Origin of the sequence: Allobosea sp. BE125, from assembly GCF_031456075.1 — a bacterium.
GTDB lineage: Bacteria > Pseudomonadota > Alphaproteobacteria > Rhizobiales > Beijerinckiaceae > Allobosea.
Window position 1 is genome coordinate 148,650 of the sequence record NZ_JAVDTY010000014.1, and the last position, 14,177, is coordinate 162,826.

A 14,177-nucleotide genomic window follows, 5' to 3' on the forward strand; every position below is an offset into this window, starting at 1 on the left:
TCTGCGCGCAAGGCACGGCAAGGTGCGCCGCACAGCAGAGCCGTCTCCTCCTGCCATCTCCTGTCAGCTATGCGGCCCGCCATGCGCCTTGCCCTCTCGCGCTTGGGCGGCTTCCGCCCCATATTGCTGCCATGTCCAAAACCTCCGCCCCTGACGCCAAGACGACCGACGCCAAGACGACCGACGCCAAGACGGCCGACGCCAAGACGACCAACGCCAAGACCAAGCCCGCGAAAAAGCCGGCCAGCGCGCGCACGCCCAATTCCAAGGCCTCGCGCCAGGAATTGAAGCCACTGGAAGGCTATCTTGCCGATCTGCTCAACCCCGCGATCAACCGCGGCAATGCGGTCCCGGGCGGCGCCGCCGGCTTCAGCGACCAACCGCAGGCCGGTTACGAGCCCGCGGCCCGGCCCGGCGATGGCGCCCCCAAGCGCAAGATCGGCAAGAAGGCCGATTCCGCCTTTGACGGCGTCGAGGGCGAGACCGCTGCGAGCCTGACGGCGCAGTCGCTGCAGATGCTGCTGGAGACCGGCAGCCCCTTCATCGATCCCGGCAAGGCCTGGACGCCGCATCGTCCGCCCCGCCCGGACAAATCCGAAGGCGGTATCCGCTTCCGCATGAATTCGGAGTACGAGCCCGCCGGCGACCAGCCGACCGCGATCGCCGATCTCGTCGACGGCATCTCGCGCCAGGAGCGCGACCAGGTCCTGCTGGGCGTCACCGGCTCCGGCAAGACCTTCACCATGGCGCAGGTCATCGAGAAGACGCAGCGTCCCGCCCTGGTCCTGGCGCCGAACAAGACGCTGGCCGCGCAGCTCTATGGCGAGTTCAAGAGCTTCTTCCCCGACAACGCGGTCGAGTATTTCGTCTCCTATTACGACTACTACCAGCCCGAGGCCTATGTGCCGCGCTCGGACACCTTCATCGAGAAGGAAAGCTCGATCAACGAGCAGATCGACCGGATGCGCCACTCCGCCACGCGCTCGCTGCTGGAGCGGGACGACGTCATCATCGTAGCCTCGGTCTCCTGCATCTACGGCATCGGCTCGGTCGAGACCTATACGGCGATGACCTTCGGCATCAAGCTGGGTGAGCGCATCGAGCAGCGCCAGCTCATCGCCGATCTCGTCGCCCTGCAGTACAAACGCACCCTTGGCGATTTCGCCCGCGGCTCCTTCCGCGTGCGCGGCGATGTCATCGAACTCTTCCCGGCTCACTATGAGGACCGCGCCTGGCGCATCGGCCTGTTCGGTGACGAGGTCGAGCAGATCTCGGAATTCGACCCGCTGACCGGCCAGAAGACCGCCGACCTCGAATTCGTCAAGGTCTACGGCAATTCGCACTACACCACGCCGCGCCCGACGCTGACTCAGGCCGTCAAGTCGATCAAGGAGGAGCTGCGCGGCCGCCTCGACGAGCTCAACAAGATGGGCCGCTATCTCGAGGCGCAGCGGCTCGACCAGCGCTGCACCTTCGACATCGAGATGATCGAGGCCACCGGCTCCTGCAATGGTATCGAGAACTATTCGCGCTATCTCACCGGCCGCAAGCCGGGCGAGCCGCCACCGACCCTGTTCGAGTACCTGCCCGACAATGCGCTGGTCTTCACCGATGAGAGCCATGTCACCGTGCCGCAGATCGGCGGCATGTATCGCGGCGACTTTCGGCGCAAGGCGACTTTGGCGGAATACGGCTTCCGCCTGCCCTCCTGCATGGACAACCGGCCGCTGCGCTTCGAGGAATGGGACGCGATGCGGCCGCAATCGGTGCATGTCTCGGCGACGCCCGGCAATTGGGAGATGGAGCGCACCGGCGGCGTCTTCACCGAGCAGGTCATCCGCCCCACCGGCCTGATCGACCCGCCGGTCGAGATCCGCCCGGCAAAACATCAGGTCGCCGACCTGCTCGACGAGATCAAGGAGGTCTCGGCCAAGGGCTATCGCACCCTGGTCACCGTGCTGACCAAGCGCATGGCCGAGGACCTGACCGAGTATCTCCACGAGAACGGCGTGCGTGTCCGCTACATGCACTCCGACATCGACACGATCGAGCGCATCGAGATCCTGCGCGATCTCCGCCTTGGCGCATTTGATGTCCTCGTCGGCATCAACCTGCTGCGCGAGGGCCTCGACATTCCCGAATGCGGGTTCGTCGCCATTCTCGACGCCGACAAGGAGGGTTTCCTGCGTTCGGAGACCTCGTTGATCCAGACCATCGGCCGCGCTGCCCGCAATGTCGACGGCCGCGTCATCCTCTATGCCGACCACATCACCGGCTCGATGGAGCGGGCGATGGCCGAGACCTCGCGCCGCCGCGAGAAGCAGGAGGCCTACAACGCCGCCCATGGCATCACGCCGCAATCGATCAAGCGCGCCATCGGCGACATCCTGGGCTCGGTCTATGAGCGCGACCATGTCACGGTCGATGCCGGCATGGGCACGCCGGTCGCGGGCCACAATTTCAAGGCGGCGCTGGCCGATCTCGAAAAGCGCATGCGCGAAGCCGCTGCCGACCTCGAATTCGAGACTGCCGCCCGTCTGCGCGACGAGATCAAGCGCCTCCAGGCGACCGAGCTCGCCATCTCCGACGACCCGCTCGCCCGCCAGGGCGACGTCGAGGCCTCAGCCGGCAAATACAAGGGCGAGCGCTCCTATGGCGCCAACGCCAATCTGCCGACCCGCGCCAGGAAGCCGACCGATGCCGATATGGGCCCGCATAACTGGGGCGGCGGAGAGGCCAAGCCGGTGGCGCGGCCGAAGAAGCCGACGCTCGACGAGATGGGCCCAAGGCCGGATTCGCGTCCGCTGGGGGCTGGAGAGGGGCAGGGGAAGCGGCGGGGGAGGCGGTAGGGACGAAGCCTTTCCGCGCGCTTCCCGCCATGCCCTCCACAAGGGCGAGCATAGGAGGCGCGGGGAACCCTTCCCGCATCGAACTCGGGTCTACCCGACTTCGACACTTTGAGTGCTGAACTCGGGCAAGCCCGAGTTCAGTGAGAAGGGCAGGGATGAGGGCCTGCCGCTGATTATTGGAGTTTGACTGCGCCGCTGCGCCTTCTATGCCGCTGCGCCTTTTACTGAGAGGGCACACCCTCATCCGCCCCTGCCGGGGCACCTTCTCCCATCCGGGAGAAGGAAGACGGCGTTGCGGCTCCCGCACCACTCCCCCAAAACAAAAAAGCCCGGCCTTTCGGCCGGGCCCTTCATCAAATCTGGAGCTTACCAGCGGTCGCGGTCGCGGCGACCATGGGCCGGGGCCCAGGGCGGCGGGCCGCCACGGTGGCGGCCATAGCCGCGATCATAGCCGCGATCGTGATGGCGGTAGCCGCGCCGGGCCTGCATCTCCTGGGTCCGCTGGATTTCCCACATGCGATGCTCGCGGTTGTGCCTGGCATAGCCGACCTCGACCTTGTCGAGCCCGCTCGCGCCGGTGAAGGCCTCGCTCGCTGCCGCTGGCGTCACGGCCGCCCCCAGCGCAATGGCTGCGGCGATCAGAAATAGACGCATGAATTCCTCCTGGTTTTTCTTGATACTGCAATAGAGCAGGCCACGTTGAAACGAAGTCTGAACGAAAAAGTTCAGTGCCGTTCATCTTCGCGGTGGGGCCGCGCCTCAGCGGCAGGCCTCGCTGCGACGACGCTATCTCCCCCGGGGAATTGACGCGCCGCCTCCAGCTCGGCCAGCAGTGCCGCGCCGGACCAGACCGGGCGCTCGGTGCTTGCTTCCGCCGCATGGATCAGCGCCACCAGGCGCGCATTCACCGGGGCCTTGCGACCATGGCGCGCGGCGAGGCCGACGACCTCGCCATTGATCCAGTCGATCTCGCTCGGGCGCCCGGCGGCGAGATCGTCCGACATCGAGGAGCGCGCCGTCGGGTCGATCGCGAGCATGCGGGCGGCCAGCCGGGCGAAGAGCCAGTCGGGCGTGTCGAGCAGGCGCGGGATCCAGCGCGCCGGCAGCGGCGTCAATCGGGCCGGACGCAGGCCGGTTTCGTCGAGCAGCGCCAGCGCTTCCGCCTGGGCCAGCGCCAGGCAGCGCCGATAGGCCCGCAGCGAGAGCTCCTCGCGCAGCGGCCGATCCGCCAGGGCGTTGACGGCATTGTTGAGATTGAGGAGCAGCTTGGCCCATTGCACCGCCAGCATATCGCGGTGCTGCTCCAGCGGCAGGCCCGCAGTGGCGAAGGCTGGCAGGAAAGGCGCCAGCGCCGCGTCCTCGGCGACGACGAGCCTGCCCGCCGAGGCCTGGTGGAAGGCGCCCGGTCCGGGCGAGACCACGTTGAACGGCACCATCCCGGCGAGAACGGTCCGGTCGGGCAGGGCGGCGCGCAGTGTCTCGGCATGGCCGAGCCCGTTCTGGAAGCTCACCACCACCGCACCTGGCCGCAGCACCTGCGCGAGCTCCGCCGCGACCGTGCCCGTCGCCGTCGATTTCACCGTGACCAGCACGAGATCGGCCGTGGCGGCGCCCTCCGGCCCGGTCGCGAAGGCGATACCTGCTGGCGCAACGCGCCAGCGCCGGCCATGGAGATCAGTCAGCGTCAGCCCCTGCTCAGCCAGTTCGTCGGCGCTGCGCGATCGGCCGACGAAGCCGAGATCGGCCCCTTCAGCCAGCAGCCGCCCGCCGAGATAGCAGCCGATCGCGCCGGCGCCGTAGACGCAGATCCTGGCCATGCGCTCCCCCGCCCGTTGCGCGATGATGGTGCTTCCGGGGGGCGAGCGCTACGCCTCAGGCCCGCCCTCGATCTCGCTCGCCCAGGCCAGGGCCGCGTCGAACTCCGTCGGCTTGAAGCATTTCAACTCGACATGTGGGATGATCGGATTGGCGATCGCCATGAAGCTTTCGATCCAGCCCTTGTCGGTGACCACCGCCTCACGCGGAAAGCGCTTCAAGCGCCGCACCATGCTGAGCCCATAGCGCGCATCCTTGAGCCCGGCTCGGAAGGTCATGTCCTCGAAACCGGTCAGATCGGCCAGGATGCCGAGCTTTTCGTGGCGCGACAGCCTGCCCTCGAGATCGGCAACGACGCCGTCGAGATCGGCCTCCGTCAGCGTGCCCGTCAGGCGATAGGCGGCGACATGGTCCGGCGCGGCGAGAATTTCGAACATGATGGCCTCCCCAAGAGAAAGGGAAACGCGCCGGCGCGCGAGAGGTTGCGTGGGGTGGGCGGGAGGTGCGGGGAACCCTACTCCCCTCGGGGGAGAAGGTGGCAGCGCGCAGCGCTGACGGATGAGGGAAGTCTTGTTCCGGCTCGCTTCCTTCCCTCATCCGACCCGGCTTCGCCGGCCCACCTTCTCCCCCGAGGGGCGAAGGAAGAGGCGCAGGGATGACTTTCTCGCTCGTCTCCTGCCTCTCGAAACCATGCCTATTCTGCTCACTCCATATTCCCGAGCAGCGGAAACGCTGGAGGGTGTGTGGCGCGCGATCATATTTCCCCCATGAATACCGGCCCGGCAATTATCATAGCATCAGTGATTGACCGCCGGTCCGGGCAGGCGCTTCCTCCAACCCAAGCTGCGAGCTGATAAGGGGATAAAAAATGGCACGTTACGGGAGAGTTCTGGTCGGGTTCCTGCTGGCGATGGGCCTGTCATATGGCGGTCAGGCTGAAGCCCAGACCCTGAAGGCGATCAAGGCACGCGGCGTCCTGAATTGCGGCATCGGCACCGGGCTCGCGGGCTTCGGCCTCGCGGATGCGTCCGGTACCTGGAAGGGGGTCAACATCGATTTCTGCAGCGGGCTCGCCGCCGCGATCTTCGACGACGCCAGCAAGGTCAAGTTCGTCTCGCTTTCGTCCAAGGACCGCTTCACCGCGCTGCAATCGGGCGAGAGCGACCTGATCGCGGCGACGACGACCTGGACCATGAGCCGCGACACCATCCTCGGCCTGAATTTCCGGGCGGTGTTCTATTATGACGGCCAGGGCTTCATGGTGAAGAAGGCCCTGAACATCAAATCGGCGCGTGAGCTGAGCGGGGCCTCGATCTGCATCCAGCAGGGCACCACGACCGAGCTCAACACCGCCGATTATTTCCGCAAGAACAACATGAAGTTCGAGCCGGTGACCTTCGCCACCAACAACGAGGCGACCGAGGCCTATGAGAGCGGCCGCTGCGACGTCTTCACCACGGACCAGTCCGGCCTCTATGCCGAGCGGCTGCGCTTCAAGAACCCGTCCGAGCATCTCGTGCTGCCGGAGACGATCTCGAAGGAGCCGCTCGCCTATGCCGTGCGCCATGGCGACGATCAGTGGTTCGATATCGTCAGCTGGGTCCAGTATGCGCTGGTCACGGCCGAAGAGCTCGAGGTGACGCAGGCCAATGTCGACGAGATGCGCAAATCGACCAATCCCGACATCCGCCGGCTGCTCGGCGTCGAGGGCTCCTTCGGCCAGTCGCTCGGCCTCGGCAATGACTGGGCCTATAAGGTGATCAAGACCGCCGGCAATTACGGCGAGGTCTTCGAGCGCCATCTCGGCCAGCAATCGTCGATGAAGATCGCGCGCGGGCAGAACGCCCTGTGGAGCAATGGCGGCCTGCAATACGCCCCGCCGATCCGCTGAGGCAAGCCTATCCTCTGAGGCAAGTCTATTTGCTGATGATCGTGGCTGGCATTACTTCAACGCGGCCACGATCATCAGGAAGACCAGCACCAGCGCGATCTGCTTCAGGCTCCAGTTCAATCGCGTCAGCGCCTCGGTGACCGTTTCCTCCGGCTCCTCTTCGGCCGGGGCGAGTGCGGGCGCCGGGGCCGCTGCGCTCCAGGCGATGCGCTCGACCAGGCCGCGCGCCGGGGCGCTGCCCTCATCGTCGGCCCCCGGCCCGAGCCGCCAGGCGACGCGGTGCTCGCCAGGCGCGTCGCGCTCCGCCTCGTCGAGCCAGAGGCTCGTGGTGGCGACGAGGGAGAGCCGCCCGGCGCGGCCGGCCTCGACGTCCTGCTTCAGGCTGGAAAAGATCTCGTCGGGCAGCCAGAGCGTGGCGTGATAGCCCGGCTCCTCCTGGCCATGCGCCAGCACGAGCAGCATGCGCACCGCCGTGCCGCCTTCGGGCAAGGGCCGAATCGCAAGCGGCATCTCACCGGCTTCGTCGCTGAGGCCGGCCCGGCCGAGGCTGTCCTCGGGCAGCCTCGCTTGCGCGGTGATCCGGCCGTCATTGGCCAGCGCGCCGTCGCGCAGCGCGTAGCCCGAAAGCGCGGCAAGTCCGCTCGCCTCCACCGTGAGCCGGCGCGCAGGCGCCTGCACGAAGTGGGCGGACACGCCGGCGAGGGTCATTCGGCCATCCGCGACCGTTGCGCGCTGCGCTGTCGATAAATCCATGAGGCCCCGCGCCGTGTTCGCCGGCGAGGATAGAGCATCGGCCTGAAAAGTGGGAACCGGTTATTCGGGATAAGCCGATGCAAGCTGCAGCAAATCGCTGCTGACATGGTCGCGCCATCTAGTCGGGCTATGCTCGTGGCAACGACAAGACCAGGGAGAACGCCATGTCCGACGAGCTCGTGCTCTACACCAACCCGATGTCGCGCGGCCGGATCGCGCGCTGGATGCTGGAGGAGGTTGGGGCGCCCTATCGCGCCGAGATCCTGGGTTTCGGCCCGCCGATGAAGGGCGCCTATAAGGCGGTCAACCCGATGGGCAAGGTGCCGGCGCTGAAGCATGGCGACATGGTCGTCACCGAATGCGCCGCGATCTGCGCCTATCTCGCCGACGCCTTCCCGCAGGCCGGCCTTGCGCCGGAGCCTGGCAGCAAGCTGCGCGGACCCTACTACCGCTGGCTGTTCTTCGGCGCGGGACCGACGGAGGCGGCGGTGAGCAACAAGGCGCTGGGTTTCGAGGTCCCCGCCGACAGGGCCCGGATGATCGGCTATGGCAGCTTCGCCGACGTCATGGACACGCTGGAGCAGGCCGTGACGGCGGGCGAATATCTGCTGGGCGACCGCTTCAGCGCGGCCGATGTCTATCTCGGCTCGCAAATCCTCTGGGGCCTGCAATTCGGCTCGATCGAGAAGCGCCCGGCCTTCGAGGCCTATGGCAAGCGCATCTCCGGCCGCCCGGCGGCGCTGCGGGCCGATGAGATCGATAATGCCCTGATCGCCGAGCAGCAGAAGCAGGCCTGAAGCGTTTTCGAGCGAAGTGGGCACCGGTTCGCGTGAGGAAAACGCGCTGAGATAAAGCGGCTGGAGCCATTTCCGATTCAACCGGATCGGAAATGGCTCCAGCGCGCTTCCCGTTCGGTGCATGACGCGCTGCAGCAAAGCCGGGTTGTCCTGCGTTGGCGGAGGGCATAAAACTCGGCGCTCCAGGGGGCAATCGAGCTTTTCCAAATCCGCCCTGCGCGGATGAGCGCCCGCACAGGCTGACATGACCGCAATCGCAGACCCCGCCCTGCCGCGCCACGGCATGAGCTTCCGTTCCTTCGTGACGCTGACGGCCGCCTTGATGGCGGTGAACGCGCTCGCGATCGATTCGATGCTGCCGGCTTTGCCCGAAATGGCCGAGACGCTCGGCATCATGGAGGCGAATCACCGGCAATGGATCGTCACGGCCTATCTGCTCGGATTCGGCGTCTCGCAGATCGTCTACGGCACGCTGTCGGACCGCTTCGGCCGCAGGCCGGTGCTGCTCTTCGGCCTCGGGCTCTATGTGCTGGCGAGCATCGCGGCGGCCTTCGCAGGCTCCTTCGAGGCGATGATGTGGGCGCGCGTCGTCCAGGGCATCGGCGCGGCGGCGACGCGCGTGCTCGCGGTCTCGATCGTGCGCGACTGCTATTCCGGCCGCGACATGGCGCGGGTGATGTCGCTCGCCATGATCGTCTTCCTGGCGGTGCCGATCCTCGCGCCCTCGATCGGCCAGGCCATCCTCTGGGTCGCGCCCTGGCGCTGGATTTTTGGCGTGCTGACGATCTTCGGCGCCTCGGTGATGCTCTGGGCCGCGTTCAGGCTGCCCGAGACGCTGCATGAGGAGGATCGCAAGCCGATCGAGTTCCACAGCGTCGTCGCCGCCTTCCGCACCACGCTGACGACGCGCATCGCGGTCGGTTACATGTCGGCCATGGCCTTCGTCATCGGTGGGCTGTTCGGCTTCATCAACTCGGCCCAGCAGGTCTTCGTCGATGTCTTCGCGGCGCCGCAGCTCTTCACCATCATCTTCGCGCTGATCGCGGGGTTCATGGCGGTGGCCTCGCTGGTGAATTCGCGCATCGTCGTCAGGCTGGGCATGCGCCGGGTCTCGCATGCCGCGCTGCTGGGCTATATCGCCTTCACCGGCACGCATGCGCTGATCGCGCTGGCGGGGCATGAATCGCTCTGGAGCTTCACGGCCCTGCAGGGCGGCGCGATGTTCTGCTTCGGCCTGCTGGCGCCGAATTTCGGCGCGCTCGCCATGGACCCGCTCGGCCATGTCGCCGGCACGGCCTCCTCGGTGCAGGGCTTCGTCACCACGGTCGGCGGCGCGCTGATCGGCTTCTATATCGGCCAGCATTTCGACGGCACGGTGGTGCCGCTGACGCTGGGCTTCTCGCTGTGCGGGTTGGTCGCGCTGGGGATCGTGCTGGTGGCCGAGAAAGGCCGGCTGTTTCGGCCGGCGCCAGGTCGCACCTAACAAGAGGTCGCAGCTAACGAGAAGCCGCTGCGGAAATCGGGCCATTGGGGCTGGCCCTTGCCCTTCGACCGCCGCCTCTTGGCGACGGGCATGCCGGGAATCGTCTTCAGTCCTGGTAGATCGATAGAGATTCGCATTGGCTCGGGAAGCGACGCCGCCGATCGGCCTCCCGTCTAGGGGGTATCTCACGCAGTCTTGAGATTGACCGCCGAGGACTTGCCGGTCTTGCGGTCGGCCTCGAGATCGTAGCTGATCTTCTGACCTTCGTTCAGGCCGCGCATGCCAGAGCGCTCGACCGCGCTGATATGCACGAAAACATCGCTGCCGCCCTGATCAGGCGTGATGAATCCGTAGCCCTTGGTTTCGTTGAACCATTTCACGGTACCCGTGCTCACGTGCTGTTCCTTCAGTCTCAGTTCAGGCCGGCACATGCCGACCCGGCCTTACTGTAGGGGGCAATCCGCTAAGGTTGCAATGATGCGCCGCAAAACGCCCTTGCGCCGGTCTTTGCGATGTCGCAGATGCAGCCCCGTCCCGAGAGTCGAGGCCCTTGCCCCGCACGCCCCACTCCCGCATGAACGGCAGCGGAAATATCCGAAGGAGCCCCGAGCCATGACGAATTACGTGATCGATCCGCCTGCCGTCACCGCGGTGCCGGTCGCCGGCGGCGGGCTCTTCCCCGTGCGCCGGGTCTTCTGCGTCGGCAGGAACTATGCCGAGCATACCCGCGAGATGGGCGGCGATCCCGATCGCGAGGAGCCGTTCTTCTTCACCAAGCCGGCCGACGCGCTGCTGATCAACGGCGCCGACATGCCCTATCCGACCAAGACCGGGGATCTGCACCACGAGATGGAGCTGGTCGTGGCGATCGGCACCGGCGGGCATGACATCCCCGAGGCCGAGGCGCTGAACCATGTCTATGGCTATGCCGCCGGGCTGGACATGACGCGGCGCGACCTGCAGGCCGCGGCCAAGAAGACCGGCAAGCCCTGGGACATGAGCAAGGGCTTCGACCTTTCGGGGCCGATCGGCGAGATCGCGCCCGCGAGCCATATCGGCCATCCCAGCGCCGGCAAGATCGAGCTCGTCGTCAACAGCGTGCCTCGCCAGAGCTCGGACCTCGCCAAGATGATCTGGAGCGTGCCTGAGACGATCGCCTATCTGTCGGGCCTCGTCGTGCTCGCGCCCGGCGACCTGATCTTCACCGGCACGCCCGAGGGCGTCGCGGCGGTGGTCAAGGGCGACGTACTGGAAGGCGAGATCGCCGGCGTCGGCAGCGTGCGCACCAGGATCGTCTAGCCCCACGAACCTCAGCGTCATCCCGGACAAGCTGCGTTAGCAGCGCCGATCCGGGATCCATCGTAGAGTTCAGTTCCCTATGATGGATCCCGGATCTCCGCGGACTTTATCCTTGGGCCGATCAAAGATCGGACCCGAGGGCTGCGTCCGGGATGACGGGGACTGTGTCATCAGCGTAAATTCCACAGAGCCAGTTGGACGAAAGCCAAAACCATGAGCCTGACCCCCGACGCCAGCGGCGTCTTCCCGATCGCGCCGACGCCGTTCAATCCCGACGGCACGATCGACTGGACCTCGACCGAGCGGCTGTTCGCATTCTACGACGGCATTGGCTCTGACGGCACGACGGTGCTCGGCATCATGGGCGAGGCGCCCAAGCTCGAGCCGGAGGAATCGATCCGCATCGTCAAGATTGCCGTGGCCAAGATGCCGGGCAAGCCGGTCATCGTCGGCGTCTCCGCGCCGGGCTTCGCCGCGATGCGCTCGCTGGCGCGCCAGTCGATGGAGCTCGGCGCTGCCGGCGTGATGATCGCGCCGCCGCCATCCCTGCGCACCGACGACCAGATCACCGGCTATTACGCCCAAGCCATCGAGGCGATCGGCACCGACATCCCCTTCGTCATCCAGGACTACCCGCTGACGCTTTCGGTGATCATGACGCCGGCGGTGATCCGCAAGATCGTCATGGACCACCCCTCCTGCGTGATGCTGAAGCATGAGGACTGGCCGGGGCTCGAGAAGATCTCGACCTTGCGCAAGTTCCAGGCCGAGGGCTCCTTGCGGCCGATCTCGATCCTGACCGGCAATGGCGGCATGTTCCTCGATTTCGAGATGGAGCGCGGCGCCGACGGCGCGATGACCGGGTACGCCTTCCCGGAATTGCTGATCGATGTGGTCAAGCTGCAGAAGGCCGGCCAACGCGACGCCGCACACGACATCTTCGACGCGCATCTGCCGCTGCTGCGTTATGAACAGCAGCTCGGCGTCGGCCTCGCGGTGCGCAAATACACCATGATGAAGCGCGGCATCCTCGCCAGCGACGCCCAGCGCAAGCCGGGTTCGTCGATCTCGGCCAAGGCGAAGACCGAGGTCGACTACCTGCTGGCGCGCGTCGCCAGGATCGATCCGCGCGCCAAGGTGTGAGGCATCAAGCACGGGGAACCCCTCTCCTGCATCGAAGTCGGGTCTACCCGACTTCGACACTCTGAGTGCTGAACCCGGGTATACCCGGGTTCAGTGAGAGGGGCAGGGGTGAGGTGTAGGCCGTTTGACCAACTGCGTGGAAACCTCACAGCGAGGCCGCGGTGAGGGCACGGCCAAAGCGTTCAACGGCCGGCCCCTCACCCTGCCCTCTCCCTCTGGGAGAGGGTTCCCCGCGCTCTTGCTTTGCGGCCTGTGCCTCAGTGCGTGTGCGCGCCGGGGGCAGGGGCCTTGGCGCCCATGGCCTCGACCTTGAACGCGACCTCGACCGTGCCGGCCTTCTCGAAGGTCAGCATGCCCTTGAGCATCTCGTCCTGCTTCAGCGGCTGCTTCAGATCCATGAACATGATGTGGTAGCCGCCGGGCTTGAACTCGACCTTGGCGCCGGGCGCGATCGCGAGACCGGTTTCGAGCGGCCGCATGGTCATGATGCCGTCGACCACAGCCATCTCGTGCATCTCGACGCTGTCCGCAAAGGGCACGGAGATCGAGACCAGCCGGTCGGGCGTCGAGCCTGTATTCTCGATCGAGAGATAGCCGCCGCCGACCTTCGCGCCGGCGGGCGTGGCGCGCGACCAGGGATGGCCGATCTTGAGCGGGCCGGCCTTGTATTCATGGGCGAAGGCGGCGGCGCTGCTCACTATCAGCGCGATGGCCGCGAGCGTGCGCATGATCTTGTTCATCGAAATTGTGTTCATCGAAAAATCCTGAATGGCTGCATCGACCATGCCCGGGCGGGCAAGGGATGCGGAGCGGCGAGGCGATCTGGGGCGCCTGCCCTAGTGAAAGCGGGATAGGAGCCGTCAGAGACGGAGGAGGGCCGCCGCCGGTGGCGCGCGCGATTGCGGCAGGCCGAACGCGGCCATGCGCGGCGGCGCTGGGATGATGGTTCGAACGGCAGGAGCCCGAACGGCCAGCCTGACGATCATGCCGTGTAGGGTCGGCGCGGGGCCGGCGATCACCGGATTGACCGGGCAGCCCTTGCAATGCGTCAGCTCGCCGGCAGGCTCGGGAGCGTCAGGTCCGGGAGCGCTCAGTCCGGAGCAGAGCAGCGCGCCGTCGAGGCCGGGATGGGCGAGCGCGGCGGAAGGCGCCAGTCCCGCAGCCAGCACCGCCAGCGTATAGGCGACGGCGAGCCAGGCTCCGAGCGCGGAGCAGCGCAGTCGCGCGAGCAGGGGGGCGAAAGCCGGCATGCCGGGCAGATGCACCCGCATTCCCACGCCCGTCAAGCCGCGCCAGTGAGGCCGCGCACTCGCGCAGCGACCGGCGCAGTGCTTCGGCGAAGGATGTTTCGCCCCGCTGCCGCTTGCGGGAAAATCCTTTTCTCCAGCCTCGTTTCTTTAAAAGAACGATTGGGTTGACAAAGAGGATATCTCCGGCCAAATTACGGCTTGTCATCGGGCTTGGTTCGATGGCCGCGGGGATTTGAGCGAGCAGCTTGCGCCGCGTCACCAAACGCTAAAGCGCCACGACGTGGTCGTGGGCTCCAGTTATGAGGAGAAGACCATGGCCATGCTGACCGTTCGACCTGACGAACTCCGCCTCGCCCACGACATGGGCTGTTGTCGACGCTGATCCTGCGCTGAAGGCCGGCTTGCCGGCTCTCTTCCATCAGATGTCCATCAAGCGCCGCAAGAGCGGCGGAGGCAGAACCATGTCGCATACTCATTCCAGTCACGGCCAGCAGCCCGAGGTCCAGGCGTCGCAGGCTTATGTCATCGAGGTCGGCGAGACCCAGGCGGGTCTGGTCAATCGCCGTCCCGACGAGCGCTATTTCACCTTCATCGCTGCATCCGCCGCGTTCCATGCGCTCGAGGGCCATCGCTTCGCCACGCCGAGCGCAGCCGAGCTCGCCGCCCGTCAGCTCGCCGCTCCGCGTCGCCACAGTGCGACGCGGCTGGCAGCCTGACGAGGTCGCGATGGGACCGCTCGCCTTTCTCTGGCGCTGGCTGTCGTCCTGGTTCGCCAGGGCGGTGCCTGCGCAGACGGGTTGCGATCCCGCGGCTGATGAGGCCCTGCGCCAATCCATCCATGATGTGACGCGCGAACAGCTCGGCATTGCCCACTGGTCCTGCCACACCCATTTTTGA

At 66.3% G+C, this 14,177-nt stretch carries 15 protein-coding genes; 8 read left to right on the forward strand and 7 right to left on the reverse strand.

The genetic code is table 11. The annotated features are described in order from the left end of the window. Positions 1-131: 131 nt before the first annotated feature. Positions 132-2,849, forward strand: coding sequence for an excinuclease ABC subunit UvrB (gene uvrB / locus J2Y55_RS26140; protein ID WP_310159286.1), 2,718 nt, complete (start codon positions 132-134; stop codon positions 2,847-2,849). 366 nt (positions 2,850-3,215) lie between these two features. On the opposite strand, the gene J2Y55_RS26145 is transcribed toward uvrB, so the two are convergent. The 3 genes from J2Y55_RS26145 to J2Y55_RS26155 form a co-directional block, all read right to left on the reverse strand. Next, complete coding sequence (locus J2Y55_RS26145) at positions 3,216-3,503, reverse strand: hypothetical protein (RefSeq protein ID WP_310159287.1); 288 nt, start codon at positions 3,501-3,503, stop codon at positions 3,216-3,218. A 71-nt stretch (positions 3,504-3,574) separates the two neighbouring features. Further along, complete coding sequence (locus J2Y55_RS26150; protein ID WP_310159289.1) at positions 3,575-4,666, reverse strand: 2-dehydropantoate 2-reductase; 1,092 nt, start codon at positions 4,664-4,666, stop codon at positions 3,575-3,577. 48 nt (positions 4,667-4,714) lie between these two features. Then, positions 4,715-5,101, reverse strand: coding sequence for a SpoIIAA family protein (locus J2Y55_RS26155; RefSeq protein ID WP_310159291.1), 387 nt, complete (start codon positions 5,099-5,101; stop codon positions 4,715-4,717). A 431-nt stretch (positions 5,102-5,532) separates the two neighbouring features. Between J2Y55_RS26155 and J2Y55_RS26160 the strand changes: the two genes are divergently transcribed. After that, a complete protein-coding gene (locus J2Y55_RS26160; RefSeq protein ID WP_310159294.1) occupies positions 5,533-6,555 on the forward strand; it encodes an amino acid ABC transporter substrate-binding protein in 1,023 nt (340 codons plus the stop codon). Positions 6,556-6,606: 51 nt separating this feature from the next. Here the strand turns inward: J2Y55_RS26160 and J2Y55_RS26165 are convergent, their stop codons facing one another. Further along, on the reverse strand, positions 6,607-7,263 hold the full coding sequence (locus J2Y55_RS26165) for a hypothetical protein (RefSeq protein ID WP_310159295.1): 657 nt from the start codon (positions 7,261-7,263) through the stop codon (positions 6,607-6,609). 209 nt (positions 7,264-7,472) lie between these two features. Here J2Y55_RS26165 and J2Y55_RS26170 point away from each other — a divergent pair, with 209 nt between their 5' ends. Together J2Y55_RS26170 and J2Y55_RS26175 are read left to right on the forward strand one after the other, a co-directional pair. Continuing rightward, positions 7,473-8,105: a glutathione S-transferase family protein gene (locus J2Y55_RS26170; RefSeq protein WP_310159296.1), complete on the forward strand. Its 633-nt coding sequence runs from the start codon at positions 7,473-7,475 to the stop codon at positions 8,103-8,105. Positions 8,106-8,349: 244 nt separating this feature from the next. Further along, entirely contained in the window at positions 8,350-9,588 is a 1,239-nt protein-coding gene (locus tag J2Y55_RS26175; RefSeq protein ID WP_310159297.1) for a multidrug effflux MFS transporter, read from the forward strand. A 185-nt stretch (positions 9,589-9,773) separates the two neighbouring features. Here the strand turns inward: J2Y55_RS26175 and J2Y55_RS26180 are convergent, their stop codons facing one another. Beyond that, complete coding sequence (locus J2Y55_RS26180; protein WP_054210450.1) at positions 9,774-9,983, reverse strand: cold-shock protein; 210 nt, start codon at positions 9,981-9,983, stop codon at positions 9,774-9,776. 217 nt (positions 9,984-10,200) lie between these two features. Between J2Y55_RS26180 and J2Y55_RS26185 the strand changes: the two genes are divergently transcribed. Further along, the gene (locus J2Y55_RS26185) at positions 10,201-10,887 is read left to right on the forward strand and encodes a fumarylacetoacetate hydrolase family protein (RefSeq protein ID WP_310159301.1); all 687 of its coding nucleotides are present in this window, start codon (positions 10,201-10,203) and stop codon (positions 10,885-10,887) included. A gap of 213 nt (positions 10,888-11,100) precedes the next feature. Beyond that, positions 11,101-12,030, forward strand: coding sequence for a dihydrodipicolinate synthase family protein (locus tag J2Y55_RS26190; protein ID WP_310159302.1), 930 nt, complete (start codon positions 11,101-11,103; stop codon positions 12,028-12,030). Between the two features lie 257 nt (positions 12,031-12,287). Here the strand turns inward: J2Y55_RS26190 and J2Y55_RS26195 are convergent, their stop codons facing one another. Continuing rightward, on the reverse strand, positions 12,288-12,785 hold the full coding sequence (locus tag J2Y55_RS26195) for a copper chaperone PCu(A)C (RefSeq protein WP_404979044.1): 498 nt from the start codon (positions 12,783-12,785) through the stop codon (positions 12,288-12,290). A 105-nt stretch (positions 12,786-12,890) separates the two neighbouring features. Beyond that, on the reverse strand, positions 12,891-13,301 hold the full coding sequence (locus J2Y55_RS26200; protein WP_310159303.1) for a hypothetical protein: 411 nt from the start codon (positions 13,299-13,301) through the stop codon (positions 12,891-12,893). A 440-nt stretch (positions 13,302-13,741) separates the two neighbouring features. Between J2Y55_RS26200 and J2Y55_RS26205 the strand changes: the two genes are divergently transcribed. Next, on the forward strand, positions 13,742-13,996 hold the full coding sequence (locus J2Y55_RS26205; protein ID WP_310159304.1) for a hypothetical protein: 255 nt from the start codon (positions 13,742-13,744) through the stop codon (positions 13,994-13,996). Positions 13,997-14,006: 10 nt separating this feature from the next. Beyond that, on the forward strand, positions 14,007-14,177 hold the full coding sequence (locus J2Y55_RS26210; protein ID WP_310159305.1) for a hypothetical protein: 171 nt from the start codon (positions 14,007-14,009) through the stop codon (positions 14,175-14,177).